The 21,818-nt window shown below is 59.0% G+C and carries 14 protein-coding genes; 8 read left to right on the top strand and 6 right to left on the bottom strand.

Features of this window, described 5'->3' with window-relative positions:
• Positions 1–765 carry a hypothetical protein gene (locus CRI94_RS01760; protein WP_143815266.1) on the bottom strand — a complete coding sequence of 255 codons (765 nt, stop codon included), beginning with the start codon at positions 763–765 and terminating at the stop codon, positions 1–3.
• Between the two features lie 137 nt (positions 766–902).
• Positions 903–1,961: a class 1 fructose-bisphosphatase gene (gene fbp, locus CRI94_RS01755; protein ID WP_098073934.1), complete on the bottom strand. Its 1,059-nt coding sequence runs from the start codon at positions 1,959–1,961 to the stop codon at positions 903–905.
• 569 nt (positions 1,962–2,530) lie between these two features.
• Here fbp (CRI94_RS01755) and glpK point away from each other — a divergent pair.
• The 7 genes from glpK (at position 2,531) to ptsP (ending at position 13,233) form a co-directional block, all read left to right on the top strand.
• Complete coding sequence (gene glpK, locus CRI94_RS01745) at positions 2,531–4,072, top strand: glycerol kinase GlpK (protein WP_098073932.1); 1,542 nt, start codon at positions 2,531–2,533, stop codon at positions 4,070–4,072.
• Positions 4,073–4,168: 96 nt separating this feature from the next.
• Positions 4,169–5,767 carry a glycerol-3-phosphate dehydrogenase/oxidase gene (locus tag CRI94_RS01740; protein WP_098073931.1) on the top strand — a complete coding sequence of 533 codons (1,599 nt, stop codon included), beginning with the start codon at positions 4,169–4,171 and terminating at the stop codon, positions 5,765–5,767.
• Positions 5,768–6,313: 546 nt separating this feature from the next.
• Positions 6,314–7,522: a hypothetical protein gene (locus tag CRI94_RS01735; protein WP_098073930.1), complete on the top strand. Its 1,209-nt coding sequence runs from the start codon at positions 6,314–6,316 to the stop codon at positions 7,520–7,522.
• 139 nt (positions 7,523–7,661) lie between these two features.
• On the top strand, positions 7,662–8,693 hold the full coding sequence (locus CRI94_RS01730) for a DUF7973 family transport facilitator (RefSeq protein ID WP_098073929.1): 1,032 nt from the start codon (positions 7,662–7,664) through the stop codon (positions 8,691–8,693).
• 121 nt (positions 8,694–8,814) lie between these two features.
• Positions 8,815–9,816: a dihydroxyacetone kinase subunit DhaK gene (gene dhaK, locus CRI94_RS01725; protein ID WP_098073928.1), complete on the top strand. Its 1,002-nt coding sequence runs from the start codon at positions 8,815–8,817 to the stop codon at positions 9,814–9,816.
• Positions 9,817–9,876: 60 nt separating this feature from the next.
• Positions 9,877–10,506, top strand: a complete 630-nt coding sequence (gene dhaL, locus CRI94_RS01720) for a dihydroxyacetone kinase subunit DhaL (protein WP_098073927.1) — start codon at positions 9,877–9,879, stop codon at positions 10,504–10,506.
• Positions 10,507–10,650: 144 nt separating this feature from the next.
• A complete protein-coding gene (ptsP, locus tag CRI94_RS01715; RefSeq protein ID WP_098073926.1) occupies positions 10,651–13,233 on the top strand; it encodes a phosphoenolpyruvate--protein phosphotransferase in 2,583 nt (860 codons plus the stop codon).
• A gap of 23 nt (positions 13,234–13,256) precedes the next feature.
• Here the strand turns inward: ptsP and fbp (CRI94_RS01710) are convergent, their stop codons facing one another.
• From fbp (CRI94_RS01710) to CRI94_RS01700, 3 genes are all read right to left on the bottom strand, one after another.
• Positions 13,257–14,342 carry a class 1 fructose-bisphosphatase gene (fbp, locus tag CRI94_RS01710; RefSeq protein ID WP_098073925.1) on the bottom strand — a complete coding sequence of 362 codons (1,086 nt, stop codon included), beginning with the start codon at positions 14,340–14,342 and terminating at the stop codon, positions 13,257–13,259.
• Between the two features lie 198 nt (positions 14,343–14,540).
• Entirely contained in the window at positions 14,541–15,323 is a 783-nt protein-coding gene (locus CRI94_RS01705; RefSeq protein ID WP_098073924.1) for a TIGR04282 family arsenosugar biosynthesis glycosyltransferase, read from the bottom strand.
• A gap of 53 nt (positions 15,324–15,376) precedes the next feature.
• Positions 15,377–16,546, bottom strand: a complete 1,170-nt coding sequence (locus CRI94_RS01700; RefSeq protein WP_098073923.1) for a cysteine desulfurase family protein — start codon at positions 16,544–16,546, stop codon at positions 15,377–15,379.
• A gap of 177 nt (positions 16,547–16,723) precedes the next feature.
• Between CRI94_RS01700 and murA the strand changes: the two genes are divergently transcribed.
• Positions 16,724–18,031, top strand: a complete 1,308-nt coding sequence (gene murA, locus CRI94_RS01695; RefSeq protein WP_098073922.1) for a UDP-N-acetylglucosamine 1-carboxyvinyltransferase — start codon at positions 16,724–16,726, stop codon at positions 18,029–18,031.
• Between the two features lie 74 nt (positions 18,032–18,105).
• Here the strand turns inward: murA and CRI94_RS01690 are convergent, their stop codons facing one another.
• Positions 18,106–21,816 (bottom strand): hypothetical protein, encoded by a 3,711-nt coding sequence (locus CRI94_RS01690; RefSeq protein ID WP_245846027.1) that lies wholly within the window; start codon positions 21,814–21,816, stop codon positions 18,106–18,108.
• Between the last annotated feature and the right edge of the window lie 2 nt (positions 21,817–21,818).

The following is a 21,818-nucleotide window of genomic DNA, read 5'->3' as shown; positions in this document are numbered from 1 at the left end:
CTATGCCAGATAGAATCGGTAGATGGGCCAGACGTCCATGACCGTATTTACGCCTTCTTTCACGAGTTCTGGGCCCAGATCCAATACGCGTTCTCGACCGATTCTGCGCCGAACCCAGATCCCCTTGCAGCGCGCCAGGTCGTCGGGCATCTCGTCAAGGGGGGCCGTCCAAACGTTCGTCCACGCACGATCTCCTGACCCACCATGGAGCGAAAACCGCCAATTGTCGCGACCGATAAGCGGGTTGATCAGATCGAGGTACGTCTCCGGCGCATCGTCAATTCGAGAGCGCGCCTGTTGGAGAAGGTCTTTCGCATGCGACCCGACGTAAATGCCGATGTCGAAGCCGTCTGGCGAAATGCGATGAGAGATTTGTACGTCCTTTAGTCGCTTCGTCTCAGGCCGATAGAAGGCCATCCAAAGGTTGTCGTGGCACCCGCCAGCCCCGAAGTCATTCTTCAACAGACGGCTAAACACATGCCGCTCGGTCTCAAAATCGAGGCGATTCGGCAGGACCCATTGTACAACGAGGTCGTCACGGTACCGGCGAAAGGGGTCTTTGAGATCATCCGTGACACCCGGCTTTTCATCTTGGTACTGATCGATGTGTGGCGTCTCACGAAGACGGTCGAGAATTCGAAAAGCAGCTGATCCAAATCCCCGAAACTCAAACGTCCACGTATCGGGACGTTGCATCTGATCGACTCGAACCGTCGGGGCTGCGCGTGGGGACGGTTGCCCATCTAGAAAAGACTCCGGCTGCATGCTGAAGTGACGTCAAATTCGGATTATCAGCGAGGTCGTGACGCTTCGAGCAACGCGAAAAAAGACGAATGGACCCGGCAAGAGAATCTGTATCCGGATCGTCACAACCCTACTGCACGGTATCCGAGCGAGTTCAATTAGGCTGCTTCAACAGACGCCTCGAGTTGACGCTCGAGTTCTTGCACGAGGTCTGTGTTACCGATAAAAACGGGAGTGCGCTGATGCAAGTCATCCGGGACGATATCCAAAATGCGACGCTTCCCATCCGAAGCGGCCCCACCAGCCTGCTCCACAATGAAAGCGAGTGGATTTGCTTCATACATCAACCGAAGTTTTCCTTCCGGACTTGTCGCCGTTTTCGGGTACATGTATATCCCGCCAGTGATGAGGTTGCGATGAAAGTCAGAAACGAAAGCGCCGATGTACCGGTGCCGAATGGGTCGATACCCGTGCTCATCTGGACGTTTTAGCCACCGCAGATACCGACGAACCCCGGCGCTAAAGTCATCGAAATCCGCCTCGTTAATGGAATACATTTTCGCCTGGTCTGGAATACGGATATCGGGATGCGATAGCACAAATTCTCCGATTTCAGGATCGAGCGTGAAGCCATTAACCCCGTCCCCCGTCGTGTAGACGAACATTGTCGATGAGCCATACGCCACGTAACCAGCCGCTACCTGCTTCGACCCAGGCTGCAAAACCTCCTCAAGCGTCGACGAGCGTTCGTTCCGTGCGCCGAGGTGATAAATGCTGAATATAGACCCGACAGACGCGTTTACGTCGGTATTGGACGAGCCGTCGAGCGGATCGAAGTAGACAGCGTACCGTCCGACGGAGGCTTGATCATCTCCGATCGACATCGTCTCGGACTGCTCTTCAGAGCCAATTAGACGACACTCGCCACCCTTCCGGAGAGCCCGTACGATCTCCTCATCCGCAATCACGTCTAGCTTCTTCTGTACTTCGCCCTGTACGTTGATCTCACCACTGGCCCCGAACACATCGAGCAATCCCGCGCGACGAATATTCCGATTGATGATCTTTGCTGCAACGCTGATATCTCGAATGAGTCGAGAGAACGCGCCCGTCGAGTGCTGCGACTCCTCCTGATGATCGATAATAAACTGCTCAAGCGTCATAAAGGACTCGAGCGTTCCAGACACAGAAGGGATTTCGTGGGATGATGCGCTCATAACTTTCCGATGTCGATATGGAATGCAGATGGAAGACGTGCAATGGAGATTCGATCTCCAATGACCGGGTGCGGTGCCGACAACAAAACGGTGCGGGCCTATCTTCCCCACTTCATATTTTCTAAATTCAAAATACACATTTTATCGCGTGAAGGGCAAGAGACGGCCCTCGTATTTGCTTCATCGGGGGACGGATTTCTGGATCAGACCGGTAATTTGTTTCTAGATGTTGTCAAAACCACTTGACCTTCTCATGATAGAAACGAACATTACTTAACGAATACTACATATTTCAGGCCGCCGTGCCAATTAGCCGAACGAGGCATGACGGCGACTTCGGTCCCCGGTACGTGGGACATAGAGAAAACGCGCGGACTCGACTGGAAGCGCTTCGAATGCTCCTTCCCGTCTTTCATCCGGGTGATGCCTCTCCCCATAGGTAGCGTTCCCCTTGCTTACGTGCCGACTTCGCGCGCCTGATCTCGGAAAACGTTAGAACTGAACCGAAAAAAACAGCGACTCCGACGGCGGCGCTCTCTTGTTCTCCTCACGTTACCATTAAGGCTCTCATGCAATACATACTCGCTCTCGACCAAGGCACCACGAGTTCTCGAGCCATCGTGTTCGACCACCATGGTCAGATCAAGGCCACGGCCCAGAAGGAGTTCGAGCAAATCTTTCCGCAGCCAGGGCACGTCGAGCACGACCCCAACGAAATATGGTCCTCCCAAATCGGCACGGCGGCGGAGGCCGTCAGTCGTGCAGGTATCGACGCCTCCGACGTTGCCGCAATTGGAATTACAAACCAGCGAGAGACTACGATTGTCTGGGATCGGAAGACCGGCCAGCCGATCCACAATGCCATCGTCTGGCAGGATCGGCGAACGTCTGGTATCTGCGACGACCTGCGCCAGCAAGGATACGTCGATACATTTCAGGAAAAGTCCGGTCTTATTATCGATGCGTACTTTAGTGGAACCAAAATCAAATGGATTCTCGACAATGTGGATGGCGCTCGTGAGAAGGCCGAGGCCGGAGACCTCTGCTTCGGCACGGTGGACTCGTGGCTCGTCTGGCGAATGACGCGGGGACAGAAGCATATCACGGATGCCACAAATGCATCTCGCACGCTCGTATACAACATCCATGAGAACGAGTGGGATGACGAGCTTCTTGATATACTCGACATCCCGAAGAGCATGCTACCGGACGTCCGGTCGTGCAGTGAGGTCTATGGAACCACAGCCGGCGACATCTTTGCCGCCGAACTTCCCATTGCAGGAATCGCCGGTGACCAGCAGGCTGCGCTGTTCGGTCAGATGTGTACCGAACCCGGCATGGGGAAAAACACCTATGGTACCGGCGCCTTCATGGTGCAGAATACAGGCACTGAGGCGGTCAAGTCAGAAAACAATCTCCTTACGACCATAGGCTACCAGCTCGACGGTGAGACCACGTACGCGCTGGAAGGATCAATATTCATCGCGGGGGCGGTCGTCCAATGGCTGCGAGACGGCTTAAAGATTATCCGCAACTCGTCCGAAGTGGAGGAACTGGCTAGAAAGGTTGACGATAACGGCGGCTGCTACGTTGTCCCCGCCTTCGCAGGTCTTGGTGCCCCCCACTGGGATCAGTACGCTCGCGGCGTCATCGCCGGCATCACACGCGGCGTTTCCCGGGAGCATCTCTGTCGCGCTGCAATCGAGAGCATTGCCTACCAGGTTGCGGATGTCGTGGAGGCAATGGAGGCAGACTCCGGCATTGAAACGCCGGAACTCCGCGTCGACGGTGGGGCTGCCGCGAACAATCTCCTACTCCAGTTCCAGTCCGACATTCTCGGTGTGCCGGTCGTGCGGCCGCAGACCCTTGAGACGACAGCGCTCGGAGCCGCGTACCTCGCCGGGCTTGCCGTAGGCTACTGGGATGACCTTGAGAGCATCAAGTCTCAATGGGAAGTCGACCGTCGATTCACACCGAAGATGGATGACGCGATGGTCGACGAACTGAGAGCTGGTTGGGACAAAGCGCTTGAGCGTTCCAAAGCCTGGGAAGAACCACTGGGTGGTGACCAGCGAGAGCAGCAGCAAGAAGACGCCGTACCCGCCGAATAAGCTATCTACCGGTTCGTGCTCCCGCCTGGCCCCGTGTCGGGCGGGGGCGTGACCGTGTGGCTCCACGCATCCTTTTTCGCTTCATCCAACAATTACATGCAACGCGATACGGGTATTCGAGCCCTTGAAGACCATGAAGGGGCATTTGACTTTATCGTCGTCGGGGGTGGCGCGACCGGTTTAGGCGTCGCGATTGAAGCCGCCTCACGCGGCTACGACACGCTTTTGCTTGAGATGCATGACTTTGCGAAGGCAACGTCCAGTCGCTCTACCAAACTGGTCCACGGTGGCGTCCGCTACCTGCAGCAGGGTAACATTTCCCTGGTGTTGGAGGCTCTCAAAGAGCGTGGACTCCTCCAGGAAAATGCGCCGCATCTCGTGCACAATCTCGCCTTCGTCGTTCCGAACTACGATTGGTGGGAAGGCCCATTTTATGGGATCGGCATGAAGGTATACGACATGCTGGCCGGCCGGCAGAACTTCGGCCGCTCGAAGCATCTCTCGCGTGAGGAAACGCTCAAGCACCTTCCTACAATCGAACCCAAGGGCCTTCGTGGCGGCGTGATCTACTACGACGGCCAGTTCGATGATGCGCGCCTCGCCGTGAACATGGCGCAAACCGTGGTCGAGCAGGGAGGCATCGCACTCAACTACGTGAAGGTGACCGACCTCATTAAAAGCGATGAGGGTGTCGTAAACGGAGTCGTCGCGGTGGACCAGGAGAACGACAAAGAGTACCGACTGCACGCCAAAGCTGTCATCAACGCTACCGGAATCTTTACGGACTCGATCCGGAAGATGGACGACCCGAATGTCAGGGACACGCTCCGTCCGAGTCAGGGCGTGCACATCGTTCTCGATAAGTCATTCCTCCCGGGCGACAGTGCGATCATGGTCCCCAAGACGGACGATGGCCGCGTGCTCTTCGCCATTCCATGGCTGAACCGAATCGTCGTTGGAACGACCGACACCGAGGTGGATGGTCCGACCATGGAACCGGTGCCCATGCAAGAGGAACTGGATTTCCTGATCGAGCACGCGGGACGCTATCTCGTGAAGGACCCGACCCCCGACGACGTTCTCAGCGCCTTCGCCGGAATTCGTCCTCTGGTCACCCGGCCAGATGCACCAGCCGGTGACACGTCGGACATCTCGCGCGAGCATGTGCTCCACATTTCTAACAACGGGCTTGTGACCATCTCGGGCGGCAAGTGGACAACCTACCGGAAGATGGCCGAAGACACGATCGACCAGGCCGCGACCCTCGCCGACGTCGACGAACGCCCGTCTGTCACGAAGAACCTCCACATTCATGGCTGGCATGAGCACCCGGAGCAGTTCGGCGATCTGTCGCAGTATGGCTCCGATGCCCCCGGCCTGAAAGGGTTGATGCGCGACCGACCGGAGCTTTCGGAAAAACTCGACAAGCGACTCCCGATCCGGAAGGCCATGGTGGTCTGGGGCACGCGTCACGAGATGGCACGACAGGTCGAAGATATCCTTGCACGCCGAACCCGCTCCCTCCTCCTCAACGCAAAAGCCGCCGTCGACATTGCACCCGAGGTTGCCCAGCTAATGGCCGAGGAGCTTGACCACAGTCAAGACTGGGTGGATGAACAAGTCAACGCCTTCACCGAGCTGGCTCAGAGCTACATTCTCACGTCTGAAACAACGCAGGTGAAATCGACGACGTGATGCGCCAGCACACGGGGAGGTTTCTCCTGTCTGACCGACAGGAAGTCGGCCTGTGTGCGGCTGAGTCCTGAGGTATCTGTTCTTTCTCCATGCGAACCGTCTCTTCCGTAGCCTGAGGAGTTCTGTCTGACGACCTGAGCGAGTCGCCTCGTTTTTCTTGGGTTGTCAGGCAGCCCCCGTCGCGTTGCCCCTTCCCGTCCGCGGCCGCATCAAGCGTTTCGGCGTACGCAGACGGCCTGCCATGCAAGTCCGTGCATAGTCGCCTTGTGGGTAGCCGCCACTGTGTACTCCTGACCCCGACGCTCATGGATGTGCCGGCACACCGACCGAGGTTCTTTTCCTGCTGTCGGGCTCAGACAGTGGTTCCTGCACGCCGCGGTCATTCTTTCCCCTTCGACGAAAGATGAGGTCCTAATGTGCACCGTGCAGAAGGTGCAATGTAAACGTGTTTGGCGGACTGCGGCGTCGCGTCGACTGCGACGTTTTCCACCGAACAGGTTCTGAAGCGATGTTACTCCTTCAACTCTCGAAAACTCGGTACCTGCTATGAATAAGTTGCAACGAGTCACCGCGTTTTTTACCGCTGCACTTTTCGTTTTCCTGGCCGCAAGCCCCTCGGTTGCCCAGGACGGCGATGATTTAATGGACCGGCTCAGTTTCGGGGTCAAAGCTATGCAAGGAGCGCAGTTCGTGCGCGTCGATGCGGACGATACACTCCCCGGTGAAGCAGAGTTCGGTTTCCAGCGCGTCCGCGTCAACTTCGAGGTTTCGGCAGACATCCACGAGCGGATCTCCTTCTTTGTCGACTTCGGACACGAGCCGAATGACTTCGGATCTGGCGGCAACAGCTTCTCTCCCGCCGTCGACTATGTGGCTTTGGATTTTCTCCTGAGCGAGGAGATCACACTCCGATTCGGCACGCCCGTTACCGGCCCGTTTAACTTTCGCGGGTACTCCGACGGAGCCGCAACGCAGGGCAACCCGCTCATCGGCAACTCCCCGATCGATTTCGTCACCGCGCAGACAGGCGTCCAGCTACTCGGCTCAACGGAAGGCGGGTTCGGGTTCGACGTTACCGCAACCACGCCGACGTTTTTTGAAGCCTATACGCCGGGCACAGGTGTTTCCCTGATCGGAAAGGCGAAGTTTGCGACCGAGACGTTCGGCATTGGCGCAGCAGTGATGAAGGCGACAAGCCAACCGCGCAGCGGGGTTGCCACAAGCTGGATTGTCGGTGACGGTGAAAATTATTCCGTTCCGGGTGCGGGCGGCACGGGGGCGTCGGGCCAACCCAATCGCTACACGCACGCCCTCATCAATCCAGGATTCCAGCCGCTCGTCCTGCACGCCGACGCGATGTTCAAATCAGATATCGCGGATGCTGACTTCTGGGGAGGCATCACCCAAGAGAAATACAGCTTCGCAGACACCGGTGGCAATCCAACCGTCGCGCGAGGCGCATCGGGACTCGTCGAGGAGGATAGCAAAATGCTATTTCTTGGAGGCACCCTCAAGATCAACGCAACGCCATCGTTCTTTCTGGCCGGCCGCGTCTCGTACGCGAACAACACCTCCGACTGGGCCCCCGACGACGAAACTGCCCTCCTGCGTATCCAGGGAGGCGTCGGCGTTTCATTCTGGGAAAAAGCGATGCTCAAATTCGAGTTTGTATCGCAGGATGAGGGCGTTGCCTCTCCCGGTCAGGTCGGTGAAAACTGGTACGGGGTGTCGACGGAGTTGTCGGTGACATTGTAACCCGGCCCATACGCCAAATCGAGCGCCTGTGGCCCAGCAGGTCTGGACCGCAGGCTGCTCGAATGGGCCCGCCCATGCCTACGAACGATTCTGCTGTTCCGATTGCTCGAATTTCCATCACCCAACCTACGTCAGTATCATGGAAGCTATTTTTGAGCTGGATTGGATTTTCTTGATCATCGCTGCCTTCGCTGGAGGGGCTTTTGGGGCCGCGGTGGGGGCCCTCCCAGCGTTTATCTTCACCGGCATCATGGTTATTGCTGGTGAAGCCGGCGGCCTCCAAGGCGTCACGGGAGACGTTGCCTTCGGACCGGTCTTCGGTCCGCATATCTCATTCGCCGGTGGTGCGGCCGCAGCTGCGTATGCTGCCAAGAAGGGCTACATGACCAGCGGGTTCGACTTTCACGAATCGAAAAACATCGGGTATGCCCTCGGGCCTCAAGGAGATGTCCTTGTTGTCGGCGGCCTGTTCGGCATTCTCGGCCTCGTAATTACCCAGTTTTCTGCCAACCTGAGTCTTCCGTGGGACCCCATTGCTATAGCTGTTGTCCTGTCGGCGCTGATTCATCGTCTCGCGTTCGGCTATAGTCTGATCGGCGTCGTGTCCGGCTCGGGTATCCTCGACATGAGTCCGTTCGAGCGTGAGGAAAAGAGATCATCTGCAAAAGGGACCGTTTCAGACCAGGTAAAATCTGCCACGGATCGACTTTCGGTTGAGCCCTGGCTTCCGCACCAATACAAATGGGGCGACGTGGCCTTCCTCGGCGCCATAACGGGTGTTCTCGGAGCATTCATTGCTCTTCAGACCGGGAGCCCGTTCCTCGCTTTTGGCATCAGTGCGGCGAGTCTGCTTTTCCTCAACCTCGGCGTCGAGAAAATTCCCGTGACGCACCATATGACGCTGACATCCAGCACCATTGCCCTCGCCGTCACAGCGACCGAGGGCGGCGTATTGAGTGGGCTCGGCAACGAAAGTGCACTCATTATCGGCGGTGCTTTCGGTCTGATCTGTGCGCTCTTCGGCGAGCTTTTCCAACGTGTGTTCTACGCTCACGGCGACACGCACTGGGACCCGCCCGCCGCTGCGATTGTGTTCGGGACGTTCGTCATCGCCCTGCTGTACTTCGTCGGTATCCTCGGTACAGGCGTCTGGGTTCCGGGTACGGTGTGATCGCACCTGGACCCAGCCGTTGACGAACGACGGTTTCGCTTGCAGCGCACTACCTTCCCGGACGTCATAGCGTTGGCGACGTCCGGGACGTTACGATGAGTTTCAATCAGATCAGGCGACCATGAAAAAGCTAATCAACGATCCAGATCATGTCGTTCGCGAGTCGTTAGAAGGGTTTGCTGCCGCTCATCCGGACCTAGTTTCGGTTCATTTCAATCCCACCTTCGTGGTCCGCTCCGATGGTGTACCGGACGGACGGGTCGGCATCTTATCGGGAGGCGGATCCGGTCACGAGCCGATGCATAACGGCTTCGTCGGTCGAGGAATGCTCGATGCGGCCTGCCCGGGCGAGGTCTTCACGAGCCCGACCCCCGATCAGATGCTCGCTGCCACCGAAGCCGTGAGTGCGGGCGCCGGCGTTCTTCATCTCGTCAAGAACTATACGGGCGACGTGATGAATTTTGAGATGGCCGAAGAAATGGGTGCGGATGAGGGCATCGAGGTTCGATCCGTCGTGATCGACGACGATGTCGCCGTGGAAGATAGCACGTACACAGCAGGACGTCGTGGCGTCGGCGGAACGGTTCTTATCGAGAAAATGTGCGGGGCTGCGGCGGATGACGGCCGCTCGCTCGAGGAGATCACCGATTTAGCCCGTCGGTGCAACAGTGAAGTTCGCAGCATGGGGATGGCTCTGACTTCGTGCACGGTGCCCTCCGCAGGCGAGCCTACCTTCCAACTCGCCGATGATGAAATGGAAATCGGGATCGGCATTCACGGCGAGCCGGGACGCGATCGAATGAGTCTCGAATCGGCCGACGCTGTTGTCGAACGCCTTATGGGGCCGATTCTGTCCGACCTGCCCTTTCACTCCGGAGACGACGTTCTCCTCTTCGTCAACGGAATGGGCGCAACACCGATGATGGAGCTGTACCTGTGCTATCGGAAGGCCGCGGCGATGGCCGAAGATCACGGCCTCAACGTGGTGAGAAACCTCGTCGGACCCTACATCACCAGCCTGGAGATGGCAGGATTGTCGATCACGATGATGCGAATGACGGATGACCTCGTTGCGCTGTGGGACGCGCCCGTGCAAACGCCCGGTCTGCGCTGGGGACAGTAGCCGCGTGACGCCCGTTTCACCATCGTCTTTTCCCTCCTCTCGGATTCATCTGCAGCCGGCATGTCCCGCGATTCTACATTTGTCCGTTCCTGGATCGAGGCCTTTTTTGATCGGGTTGAGGAGAACCAGAAGTACCTGACAAAATTGGACAGCGCAATCGGCGATGGAGATCACGGCCAGAACATGGTACGCGGTCTTCGTGCCGCGGTCCAAAGCCTGAATGACAGCGATACTCGCGAAACCCTTCGAAATGTCGCCATGTCGATCATTTCAAAGACCGGTGGAGCAAGTGGCCCGCTGTATGGCACGCTGTTCATGGAAGCAGGCAAAACAGCACCGGACGGACCGATTGCACTTTCGGACTGGGCGGCGATGATGCGCGCAGGACTCGACGGCGTTCAGCGCCGCGGAAAAGCAGAGACGGGAGAAAAAACGATGGTCGATGCTCTTACTCCAGCCGTTGAAGCATTGGAATCGGCCGTTGAGCAAGATGCATCCTGGAGTGACGCTCTCAGCGATGCAGCCGCTGCGGCAAAAGACGGGATGGAGAGCACCACCCCAATGATAGCAACGAAAGGGCGAGCGAGCTACCTTGGCGATCGAAGTGCGGGACACCAGGATCCTGGCGCGACATCATCGTTTTATCTATTTGCGGCTGCCGTTGATGCCAATGAAACGTCCGCAGAATAGCACGTAGTAGACCTCGACTCTACGCGCCTCGCCTTTTTCTGTAAAGTTCTGTCGCGGGCGAACGGATCCGCTGGTTTTCCGTGTACGGTAACGCAGATTTTCTTCCGTGCTCTTCCTCTCGTCCTCGCAACGGCTCTTCCTCTCGTGGTTGGAATCGTCCTGGTTTCGCACAGCCAGTCGCTGGCTCAGTCCCTCGTTCCACTTCTTCGCGAAATGAGTGGCGCTTCGGTCCGAATCGAGATCGCAGCGGGCGCGGGGGACGACAACGATCAATTCGGTACCGATGCAACAGCCATTGCTCGCGCCATCGAGTCCGCCGATGACGGAGATGGCGTGGTCGTGCTGATGGATGTCGGAAGCGCCGTGATCAGCGCAGAAATGGCGCTGGACTTCGTCGATCCGGACGTGAAGGAGCGTACACGCCTGATCGATGCTCCGTTCATCGAAGGAGCCATTTCCGCCAGCGTAACCGCCTCTGGCGGCGGGAGTCTTGATCACGTCATCCGAGACGCACGCTCTGCGCTAAAACAAAAAACAGACGCGATTCCGGGAGACGAATCTGACGGTTCCGATGATGGTCAATCTCAGGTGTCCCCCGGCAAAGTGTGGGAGGCATCCGCGACGGTGGATGTTGTGAATGAGCACGGGCTTCATGCTCGTCCGGCGGCCCAATTTGTTCGTCTCGCACTTCAGTATGCCGGTTCGGCACAGAACGGATCTGTACAGGTACGCGATCTCACGAACGGGAAGGGACCGGTTGATGCTACGAGCCAGTCCACTGTAACTACACTCGGCGCCGTACGAGGCCATCGACTCCAGATTGAGGCGACAGGCGAAAAAGCTCAAGCAATTGTTGAACGGCTCGCCCAACTCGTCGCGTCCGGCTTCGATGAGATCGACACGACGGAACCGGATGAGGGCTCCGCATCGAAGACAGATCTCGCAGACACAAGCCCAACTGGAAAGGCCGTCTCCTTCCTACCCTACAGCGAAAGACAAGTCGAGACCGCCTTGAAGGGAATCGCTGTTCAGGCTGGAGCTGCCGTTGGACCTGTCTTCGTGCACGAACCCGAGGTGCCGGAGGTGCCGGAAGAGTTTACCGATGATCCAGAGGGAACGTGGGAGGAGATTTCGACGGTTCTCGATCGCGTCAGCACACGAATGGAATACGAGCGGTCGCGCCTTCTGGACAAGGGACACACTGATGCTGCGGATATTATCGGCGCACAGCAGTTGCTTCTCAATGATCCCGCGCTCCGCGACCGAGCCCACGAGAATATATTCGAGAAGGGCCAGGCCGCTCCCCTCGCGTGGATGGAGGCGGTGGAGACGGTGATTGACGCCTACGCAAGTGCAGATGATGAGTACTTGTCCCAGCGTGCGGATGATGTCCGTGATGTCGCCATCCGTGTCCTGCATGTGCTCGTCGATGTCCCCCCGAAGCCGATTGGCGGACCGGACGATCCACACATTCTCGTCACCCGGCGATTTCGCCCGTCGGACATTCCACAACTAGACGCCGACACGGTTCGCGCGGTCGTTTGCGCGGAGGGAAATGCGACTTCGCACAGCGCCATCCTCATCCGAGGTCGCGGAATCCCGGCCGTTTTCGACGCGGGAGTGGACGTTCTCTCGCTACGCAACGGGACCGAGGTGGCCGTCGACGGGAAGGCGGGGCTCGTCTGGATCGAACCGGACGCGTCGACAAAAGAGACCGTCCGTCGCGAGCGTGCACACCAGGCCTCGCAACAACGCAAGGCTCAAGCGGCTGCGCACCAACCTGCCAAGACACAATCGGGGACGAGAATCGAGGTTGCTGCAAATGTGAGCCGGAGCGAAGATGCCGCACGCGCTGCTGACGGTGGGGCCGACGGCGTCGGGCTTCTCCGAACGGAGTTTTTGTTCACCGATACAGACGAAGCACCGAGTGAGGACGAACAGGTCCGAACCCTGCGATCAATCTGCAATTCGCTTCCAGGGAAATTGGTCACGGTTCGCGCGCTTGACGTCGGTGGTGACAAACCCCTTAGCTACCTCCCACTCCCGCACGAAACCAACCCGTTTCTGGGACTACGGGGCATCCGCGTGCTTCTCCGCTCCCCTGATCTTTTTCGTACGCAGCTTCGTGCTGTGCTGCGGCTCGCCAAAGATCACCGGGTTCGGTTGATGCTACCGATGGTAGCAACTGTTGATGAGGTACAACAGACGCGGGAGATTCTCGACGAGGCCCGTGCGGACCTCCGAGAACGTGGCATGTATGCAGACGCTTCCCTCCCTCTTGGGACGATGATCGAGACGCCGGCGAGTGCCCTCCGAGCAGATGCTCTCGCGCGAGAGGTCGACTTCTTCTCCATCGGTACCAACGATCTCACGCAGTACACGATGGCTGTAGACCGTGAGCACAGCGAGCTCCACGGGCTGTCGGACGCGCTGCATCCAGCCGTGCTGCACTTGATTCAGCGTACCGTCGCCGCCGGAACGAACGCCGAGATTCCAACGAGCGTCTGTGGCGAACTGGCCGCGGATCGCGCCGCTGTGCCTGTTCTGCTCGGTCTGGGGATCACCACGCTTTCGGTCTCACCGAATCAAATCCCGGACGTCAAGGCGCTCGTCCGCTCCCTAGACGACGAAGCGTGCCGCCGCCTCGCGGACGAGGCCCTCACGAGCAATTCTGCGGAAGATGTCCGGTCGCGTGCGAACGACCTGCTGTCAGACCGAGCGAGATGAGCGTAGCAACAGGCTGACGACGACTACTCGCCGGCAGCGACCCGGTCTGGATCGCCCTGCAGGAAGGCTTCAGCGCGTCGCACCATGTCTTCCGAGCCGATGAACAACGGCGTCCGCTGGTGGAGTTTGGTTGGCGATTTTTCCATGATACGCGTGTGTCCGTCCGTCGCCCGTCCGCCCGCCTGTTCCGCAATCCACGCCATAGGATTGGCCTCGTACATCAGCCGAAGCTTTCCTTCTGGACTGCTCTGCGTCGCCGGATACATGTAGATTCCGCCTTTCAGCAGATTGCGGTGGAAGTCCGACACGAACGAACCGATGTATCGCGTCTTCGCAGGACGGTTCGGGTCGTTTTCGTCATACTCCTGCAGCCAGTCGAGGTAATCGCACAGTCCATCTTCGAAGCTATGGTAGTAGCCAGCGTTGATTGAAAAGATGCGTCCGGTCTTCGGCGTCGTGAGGTCGGGATGAGAAAGAAGGAACTCCCCGATGGAGGTGTCGAGCGTGAAGCCGTTGACCCCATTACCAGTCGTGTAGACCATCATCGTCGAGGAGCCATAGACGACATACCCAGCCGCGATCTGCTCCGTGCCCGGTTGAAGGGCAGCATCAAGATCCGGTTCGTCCTCGTCGTACTCGTCGGGAAGCCGGTAAATGCTGAAAATGGTGCCGACGGAAACGCACACGTCAATGTTCGATGAGCCGTCGAGCGGATCGAGCAACACGATGTACTTGCCATCGCCTTCCGACGACGTGTCCAGCGGGATGGCCTCGGCGTGCTCTTCCGATCCGATGAGACAGCATTCGCCGCCACGCCGGAGCGCGAGCACAAATTCTCTGTGGGCGAGGGCGTCCATCTTTTGTTGCACCTCTCCCTGTACGTTCGTTTCGCCGGTGGAGCCGTAAATATCAATCAGACCAGCCTTTCGCATGTCACGGTTCACGATCTTCGCTGCGAGACTGATGTCTCGAAGAAGACGCGAGAAGGCACCCGTCGAATGCGGAAAGCGGTCCTGTTGCTCTAAGATGAACTGCTCCAGGGTTTTGATGTCGCCGAGATCCGGGCGAGTGGAAGCGGTTCCATTAGAGACGCTGTCGGAGTTTGCCATGTGACTTCAAATTGGGCCGAAGTAGCGGGTGCTGTCATCATAATCGGAAATGATTCAGTGACTGTAAAGGTGCCAACCGAATCTTACAGGCGCGATCCCCCCACTACTTCTGCCTCTTCGCAAACCATCCACACGTATCGACCTCGCGGACGATGACGACCGACGGTCCCCAACCCAGACAATAGGAGCACAGCCGCATTAGACATGATTTTCTGCGGACGCCTCCTGCTTCTGCCTATTCACGTCAAACCGGTCGTAGAGCTGTAATTCGTCGGTCGCCGCCCGGGTATTCGGTGCCGAGACGCTTGTATCACGCAGATCGACCAGCATATGCCGAAGCGAGTTGGACGTATCGACGTCGTAGAATTCCGGTAGAATGGTCGTTTCCGCCTCGGTTTCGGCTGCCCGCCGAAGCGTGTTTTTGAAAACGTGAGCGTGGCTGTACGTCATATCCTCGAAAACGCTCGGGTAAAAGCCGTTCATGCCCAGCAGATAGTATCCTCCGTCCGCACTCGGCCCCAAACAGATGGATTTCTTCTCCCGTATGGCGCCAAAGGCTTCGTCGATGAACGCCGACGGTAGCGTCGGATGGTCCGTGCCGATAACGACGGCCCGTTCGTATCCGTTGTCGAACGCATGGGCGAATGCCGTTTTCATCCGTTCGCCCAGCCCTTCTCCCTCCTGCTCCCTCACGTCGACGTGACCTATCGCCCTCTTTCGGCTCGATACGTGCGAATCAACGAACGGAGACGCCGCCGCAATATCACCGGCCCAGTGAAGCTGAACATCCAGGGGGGGCTCCGACTCCTTCGCCATGTGGATGTACTGATAGAGCGCGTCTTTTAGAAATGCCGTGTACAGCTGCGCTGTCTCCGATTCCGTAAGGTCTGAGCCTCCAGCCGCAAGCCGGGTTTTTACCCGCCCAGGTTCGGGAGCTTTTGCAAAAACAAGAAGGGCACTGTCACTTCGCGAGGATGACATTTAGGGCTGAATCTGATCGTTGGAAACGAACGTGCCGTGTACGACGGTCCGCCCTACCGGCGCATGCGTGTTACGGTAGATGCGAGCGCATCGACGGCGGCATCGATCTCATCTTCGGTATTGGAGCGACCCAGCGAAAAGCGCACGGCAGCCGATGCGGTCGCTCGGTCGCGGCCGATCGCGCTGAGGACGTGACTTGGCTCCATCGCGCCCGATGTGCACGCCGACCCGGCCGAGACCATCAAACCCTGCATATCGAGGTTCAGGATCAGCATTTCCCCATCTAGTGGCCGGTCATCCACGGGTGGAAACGAGACGTTGACGATATGCGGAGCGATCGCGTCCGGCTGATCGACCGGCGTGTTGAAAACAAACGGCGGGTCCACCTTCTCACGGATGCCGTCGACCAATCGGTCTCGCAGCGTAGCGATCCGATCAACGCGCTCTTCGCTGGCGTTCACCGCGTGCTCCAGCGCTTCCGCAAACCCTACGACCCCAGGCACGTTTTCCGTGCCACCTCGCCGGTCACGCTCCTGCGACCCGCCTTCGACCAGCGGACCCAGGTCGATGCCGCCCCGGACGTAGAGACATCCGGTGCCTTTCGGTCCGTAAAATTTGTGGCCGGACACGGACATTAGATCGATGCCGAGATCCTGTACGTCGACGCCAAGCAATCCGGCGGTCTGGACCGCATCACAGTGGAGCCAGACGTCCTGTTCGTGACAGATGTCCGCAATCTCGCGGATCGACGTCAGCGTCCCAATCTCATTGTTTGCGTGCATCAGCGATACCAGCGCGGTTTCAGCCGTGATCGCCTCCTCCACGTGCTGAGGCCGGACGGCTCCACGTTCTTCCGGCGTCAGAATCGTGACATCGTAACCGTCCGCTTCAAGACGTTCGGCCGGACGAAGGACCGCCTCGTGCTCCGCAGCGGACGTGACGAGGTGGGTCCGCCCGTCCGTCGACCGAGACGCGAGAGCCCCTTTAATCGCAAAATTGTCGGACTCCGTGCCGCCACTCGTGAAAACAATTTCACCGGGTTCCGCACCGAGGCAGTGGGCAACACGTTCTCTACTCTCTTCCACAGCAAACCGCGCCTGTCGCCCCATCTGATGCACGGATGAGGCATTTCCGTATTGTTCACGAAGGTGCGGAAGCATTGCATCGAGCACCTCCGGTGCAAGGGGCGTGGTGGCAGCGTGATCCAGGTAAATGCGGTCCATTCAGAAGCTGGCTTGGTCATCGATCGACTCGTTTTGCTGTACGACCGCGATGGGAAACCGTTCGTTTTTTGTACATGCCAGTGCTGATGCCTCCGACCGGTGAACAAAGGCGCGTAGCGTGCTTATGAACGGTCGTTACGCTCGAATGGACGCCTACTTTCATCCCACGCCCCATCCATGGACAAATTCGTCATCGAAGGCCCCAGTACTCTTTCAGGCTCGCTCGAAGTTGGCGGCTCGAAGAACACCGCACTGCCTCTGATGGCAGCCGCGATTCTGGCCGAGGGTGAAACCACGGTGACGAACGTCCCAGACCTGCGTGACGTGCATACGCTCTCGAAAGTGATTCGCGTAACCGGACCGGACGTTACGGTCGCACCGGACGATCACACGGTCACAATCGATGCGTCGACGGTCGACCAGCCCGTGGCCCCTTACGAGCTCGTCAAGAAGATGCGGGCGTCGTTCTACATGCTCGGCGCACTCATTGGCCGTTGCGGTCAGGCCCGAGTTTCACTTCCCGGCGGATGCGCATGGGGACCTCGCCCGGTGGACCTTCACATCGAGGGAATGAAGCAGTTCGGAGCCGAGATCGAGCTGGACGAAGGCTACGTGGTCGCAAAGGCCCGAGGCGGGCGGCTGGAGGGCGGCACGTTTCGCATGGAGCCGTCGAGCGTCGGCGCCACCGTCAACCTTCTCCTCGGTGCAGTGACAGCGCGCGGCGGATCTCGCATCGAGAATGCAGCCATGGAGCCGGATGTCGTCGCGTTTGGCGAAGCGCTGAAAGAGATGGGGGCGCAGATCGACGGCCTCGGGACACGGACGATCGAGATTCAGGGGGTTGACGGCCTCGACCCGATTCGCGTACGCAATACGCCCGACCGGATCGAGATGGGAACGTTCATGATCCTCGCGGCCATGGCCGGCGAATCCGGCAAGCCGTTCAGAATCACGAACGGGAATCACGAGCATCTCGGGCAGGCGTTCAAGGACTACTTCCGCGGCACCGGGGTAAACGTCGAGTACACCAACGACGGCGCCATCGTCACGCCGCCCGAGTCGCTCACGCCGGTTTCGATCCGCACGGAAACCTATCCTGGCTTTCCCACGGACCTGCAGGCCCAGTGGACGGTCATGCTCGCGACGGCCGACGGGGAAGCGACCGTGACCGATACGATTTACGACGACCGTTTTAAGCATATCCCCGAGCTCCAGCGACTCGGTATTGATGTCTCCGTAAACGGTAATGCTGCCACTGTACGTGGCGGCGCAAAAATCAAAGGAGCGCAGGTCATGAGTACGGATCTGCGTGCCAGCGTCTCGCTCGTCATGGCGGGAATTGTTGCAGAGGGCCGAACCGATGTTCTCCGAATTTATCATCTCGATCGGGGATACGAGAACCTGGCAGAGAAACTTCGCGCTGCCGGTGCAACGATCAAGCGAGAACAGTACGATGAGTTTGCCGAGCCGAGCATCCAGAAGTAAGCCGTTACCGGTGCGCGGCTAGCGAGATCGTTTTGCGATTTGAACGTCGCTCGTAGCGTTTCCCGTGCTCATGTTTAAAACTGAGCCGTGAGGTTGACACGGAACGTGTGGATCGTCTCAGCATCGGCCGGCGCCCGCCCGTCGTATGCAAACGACGCCTCGATATTGCCGCTGACCTGGTACTGCCCGCGGGCGCCCCAGAGGTACGATCGCCCCGCCCCGCGACCATCGGTGAGCTCGAACTGAGCGAGCCCCACGGCGTCTCCATCAAGCCGAATATCCGAGAGCTCGCCGTTGACCTTGACCCGAAAGCGTCCTGCGCGAGCCCAGGCAACCTCCACAGGAAAGCGGACTACGCGGGCGGACCGGTTTTTGACCGCGTCCTCCTTCTGCCCGACGGCCGCAGCACTCGTCACCTGCCAAGTCTCCGTCGGACGAAACGAGACCTCCGGCCGGAGCTGCCAGGCATCAATGTCGTAGCTACGCGACGACGTAAACGCTTCGCTGAGGGACCGGTCCGTCTGGACCGAACTCGAGAGGCGCGCGGTCCACGAAGAGGCGATCCGCCAGCGTGTTGCTGCTTCCCAGGCGTTCAAAAAAGATCGCTCTTGTCCCGCGGCTCGTTCCGTGAGCCCTCGCGCCTGCGTCCACGCCAGATCCAACCCGGCCGTCTGACTCTGCGGAAATAAGTCGAGCTCTTGTTGCAGCCGGAGCGTTCCGTCAATCGTACTTCCCGGCCTGCGCAGAACATCCGGATTCAAGACGTAGAGGTCAACCAGTCGGTTCGACCGGCTCGTCTCCTGGAGTTCGACGAGCGACCGACTCTCGACGCGGGTCAGCCAGCGCTTCCATCGCTCGTCGGAGCTTTTCCAGATCTGCCTCGGCTCGAGCCGTAAACGGAGCCGGGAGTCGATGCTCACAACCGACGCCAGCGAGTCAGATGGGACAAAGCTTTGAACATACGCTCCTTCGTTCGGCGTCGTCTCCGGCACAAACTCGTCCACCTGCTGCAGTCCGTCGCCATTCGCGTCCTGCCAGACGAATTGCCCGAGATCCACTCCCGTCCGAACATACACCTCTTGAAGCGTCGGCTCACGCTCGGTTTTCGCATCATAGAACAGCCGGGCATCCACAGCACGGCGCCACGGTTGCGTTCCGATATCAACTTTCATGAGAAGCGACTCCGTGTCGCGCTCCCCCACTCGCTCGAACGGCTCGGTAAATCGCCGCACTCGATACCCACCCTGAACAGCGAGATCGTAGGGGGCGTCCGGAGTCCATTGTGCCGAGGCCGTGCCTGTCGTCGCCCGGGCCGCACGGATCGTTTTCAACAACAGCGTTTCGTCTTCCAATCGGTACGCAATACGACCTGCGAATGTGAGTTTCCCCGCATCCACGGTGAGGCCGGGCTCCCACTCGGTGTACGCGAAGGCGCCATCCGTCGGCCTTCCGGACGCCGTGAATTGCTGATCACGAACCTCTCTGTCGAATCGCAATGACGGCTCGAACACGCCGATTGGCTGGCGAATGACATGCTGTTGCTTCGTCCACGTCCCTTCGGTTCCTTCGATTCGATCCGTACTAGCGACGCGGTGTCCGGACACACGCAGCCGAGGCCACCCCGCCTCCTGAATCGAAACCTGTCCCTCCACCCGACGAGCATCGAAGGCATCGCCGAACTGAAGTCGGCCGGCTGACCCCGACACGTCAGATGCCTCTGTGATCTGCCAGGATGCTTCCGCGCGGTCGAGCATCTCGTCGCCCGCCTGAAGCAACGCCTCCGCCGGAGTCGACCCCGAACGGGACAGGTTCCAGTCCCGATTGAACTCGATTGCTCGCGTCTGGTCGAACGTTTCGAACGAGGACTCCCTGACCCGGCGCTGCATCGACGCGGAGATCGTGCCGAGGTCGACCGATCCGATGTCGACGGTTGTCGACTGAAGCCGAAGCCCGGTCACGTACGCCTGTCCCCGATCGTTGGCCTCGTCTTTTGGTGAAAATCGGTTTCGATCATTGAGCGACTGCGCCCACTCGCCGAACAACCGGACGCCACCCACAGGCTGGATACTCGCTGTAAAGTCGACGAGTTGCTTCATCTGGGGTCGCGGAATGGGTTGAACCGGGCTGTACTCGCCCTGGCCCGGACCGCTGTACTCATAGAGGATCCCATTTTGCTGCCGCCCCACGCGGGTATACGAGCCGTTACCCGAGCCGACACGGGTGAAGTTGACGCGGAATACGTCGGTCCCCTCCTCCGGTGCTTCATCGATCGCCACGAACACGGTATCCGTACCATTCGGCGTCGATCGTACTTCACGTTGATAGTAAATGAACGGGGCCTCCGGGTCGAACTCGACGCGCCTTGCACCACTCCGCACAGCTGTACTGTCGCCCGCGTCCGCAAGCGCAATAGAATCGGCCGGCGTGAGATTGAAGGCGGAGCTGAAATCGCGGCCGTCGGCCTCGCGTAGGTACGTCGCTCCGACAGACACTCGCGACCGTCCCTTATCGTCGGCCCAGAAGCCCGCGCTCGATTGTCCTCCGACGAGCGTACGGTCGAACTGCGAGGTCCGATACTGAAACTCGACTGTGATCCGACGATCGTCGGTAATGATTCGGTTCGAGGTAAACGTGATCTCCGAGCGAGTGTAGTCGATGATGTAGTCGTTCGTACGCCCCCGCTCCAGCCGCTGACCATCAAGGTACACGCGCTCCGAGCCAGCCACGACGACAACGAATCGCTCTCCGTTCGCCCCCTCGAGCCGATATGGACCCTGTACACCATCAATCGCATCGATGTCCTGCGTTCGGTACTGACCTCGAGAAACGGCCCCCAGCACATGTCCACGCCCCTCGTTGATACCCAGTGTTGGCCCCCACGTAGCACTCTGTAGCGTCGCACCCTGAATCTTCCGGTTGAACCCGGCAAACTGCGTTTCGCTGTACTGTACTTCCACGTCGCCCAACTGCAGGATGGCCTGTGGCGTCTCAAGTTCGATAAAGACGCGATCGAAGTCGTCAAGGCGCTGGGTCGTCCCGTCGGGCTGAATGGGTGTGTTCTGATCCGTCAACAGAGCCCGGACGGCCACATCATCCGTTAGATTCCCCTCCAACTGTAGGCGCAGACCAGAATCGATACCCGCGTCCTGGTTGGTGCCGCCGGTCACGCCGCGCGAGATCGATCCCGTCCGCTGCAGGTCGACGCCAGCAAACGGATCGAACTGTGGAAGGCTGTCTCGACCGGACTCCTCGACCACAACGTATCCCGCATCGGCGATCGTGTCGGCTTCCGCCCCACGCGATGTACCGGACCGGCTGATCGTAGAGTCCGCACTCGCCGAGCGGAATGGGGAAAACAATGAATCCGCACTCGAGTCAGCAGTGGCTGTAGAATCGAGGGTCCGCCGCCGGTAGACGGGCCGGAGGTTTAGCGGCAGTGTGCGATACGTGACGACAAGGGTGTCGGTCCGCTCGAGGCGTCGGAACGGCCGAACCCAAAGACGACCCGGCACGGCCTCGAGCTGAATCGCTTTTGGCGAAAGTGCCTCGCCGTTTCGCTCGACCATCACCGAGCCGGCCATCACGAATGGGCGAATGTCGAAGGGCTGCGTGACACCTGCCGCGAGCGTATCGCGATGGGTGGTGACCGTGTCTACAGGTAGCACGGTCTGCGCTCGAACAACAGGTGTCGCTACGACGGTCGCCACGAGAAGAAACACGAGCGTCCAGCACCACGGTGGAAGACCCGCTACAGGCTGGAGGCACGATGTCGAGCGACGGAGCACGC

Origin of the sequence: Longibacter salinarum (assembly GCF_002554795.1) — a bacterium.
In the GTDB taxonomy this organism is placed as follows: Bacteria; Bacteroidota; Rhodothermia; order Rhodothermales; family Salinibacteraceae; genus Longibacter; species Longibacter salinarum.
This window is presented reverse-complemented; position numbering and strand designations above follow the sequence as displayed.

Excerpts from the sequence above, each read along its gene's own strand:
- CRI94_RS01760 (WP_143815266.1), bottom strand. The coding sequence starts at position 765 with ATGCAGCCGGAGTCTTTTCTAGATGGGCAACCGTCCCCACGCGCAGCC.
- fbp (WP_098073934.1), bottom strand. The coding sequence starts at position 1,961 with ATGAGCGCATCATCCCACGAAATCCCTTCTGTGTCTGGAACGCTCGAG.
- glpK (WP_098073932.1), top strand. The coding sequence starts at position 2,531 with ATGCAATACATACTCGCTCTCGACCAAGGCACCACGAGTTCTCGAGCC.
- CRI94_RS01740 (WP_098073931.1), top strand. The coding sequence starts at position 4,169 with ATGCAACGCGATACGGGTATTCGAGCCCTTGAAGACCATGAAGGGGCA.
- CRI94_RS01735 (WP_098073930.1), top strand. The coding sequence starts at position 6,314 with ATGAATAAGTTGCAACGAGTCACCGCGTTTTTTACCGCTGCACTTTTC.
- CRI94_RS01730 (WP_098073929.1), top strand. The coding sequence starts at position 7,662 with ATGGAAGCTATTTTTGAGCTGGATTGGATTTTCTTGATCATCGCTGCC.
- dhaK (WP_098073928.1), top strand. The coding sequence starts at position 8,815 with ATGAAAAAGCTAATCAACGATCCAGATCATGTCGTTCGCGAGTCGTTA.
- dhaL (WP_098073927.1), top strand. The coding sequence starts at position 9,877 with ATGTCCCGCGATTCTACATTTGTCCGTTCCTGGATCGAGGCCTTTTTT.
- fbp (WP_098073925.1), bottom strand. The coding sequence starts at position 14,342 with ATGGCAAACTCCGACAGCGTCTCTAATGGAACCGCTTCCACTCGCCCG.
- CRI94_RS01705 (WP_098073924.1), bottom strand. The coding sequence starts at position 15,323 with ATGTCATCCTCGCGAAGTGACAGTGCCCTTCTTGTTTTTGCAAAAGCT.
- CRI94_RS01700 (WP_098073923.1), bottom strand. The coding sequence starts at position 16,546 with ATGGACCGCATTTACCTGGATCACGCTGCCACCACGCCCCTTGCACCG.
- murA (WP_098073922.1), top strand. The coding sequence starts at position 16,724 with ATGGACAAATTCGTCATCGAAGGCCCCAGTACTCTTTCAGGCTCGCTC.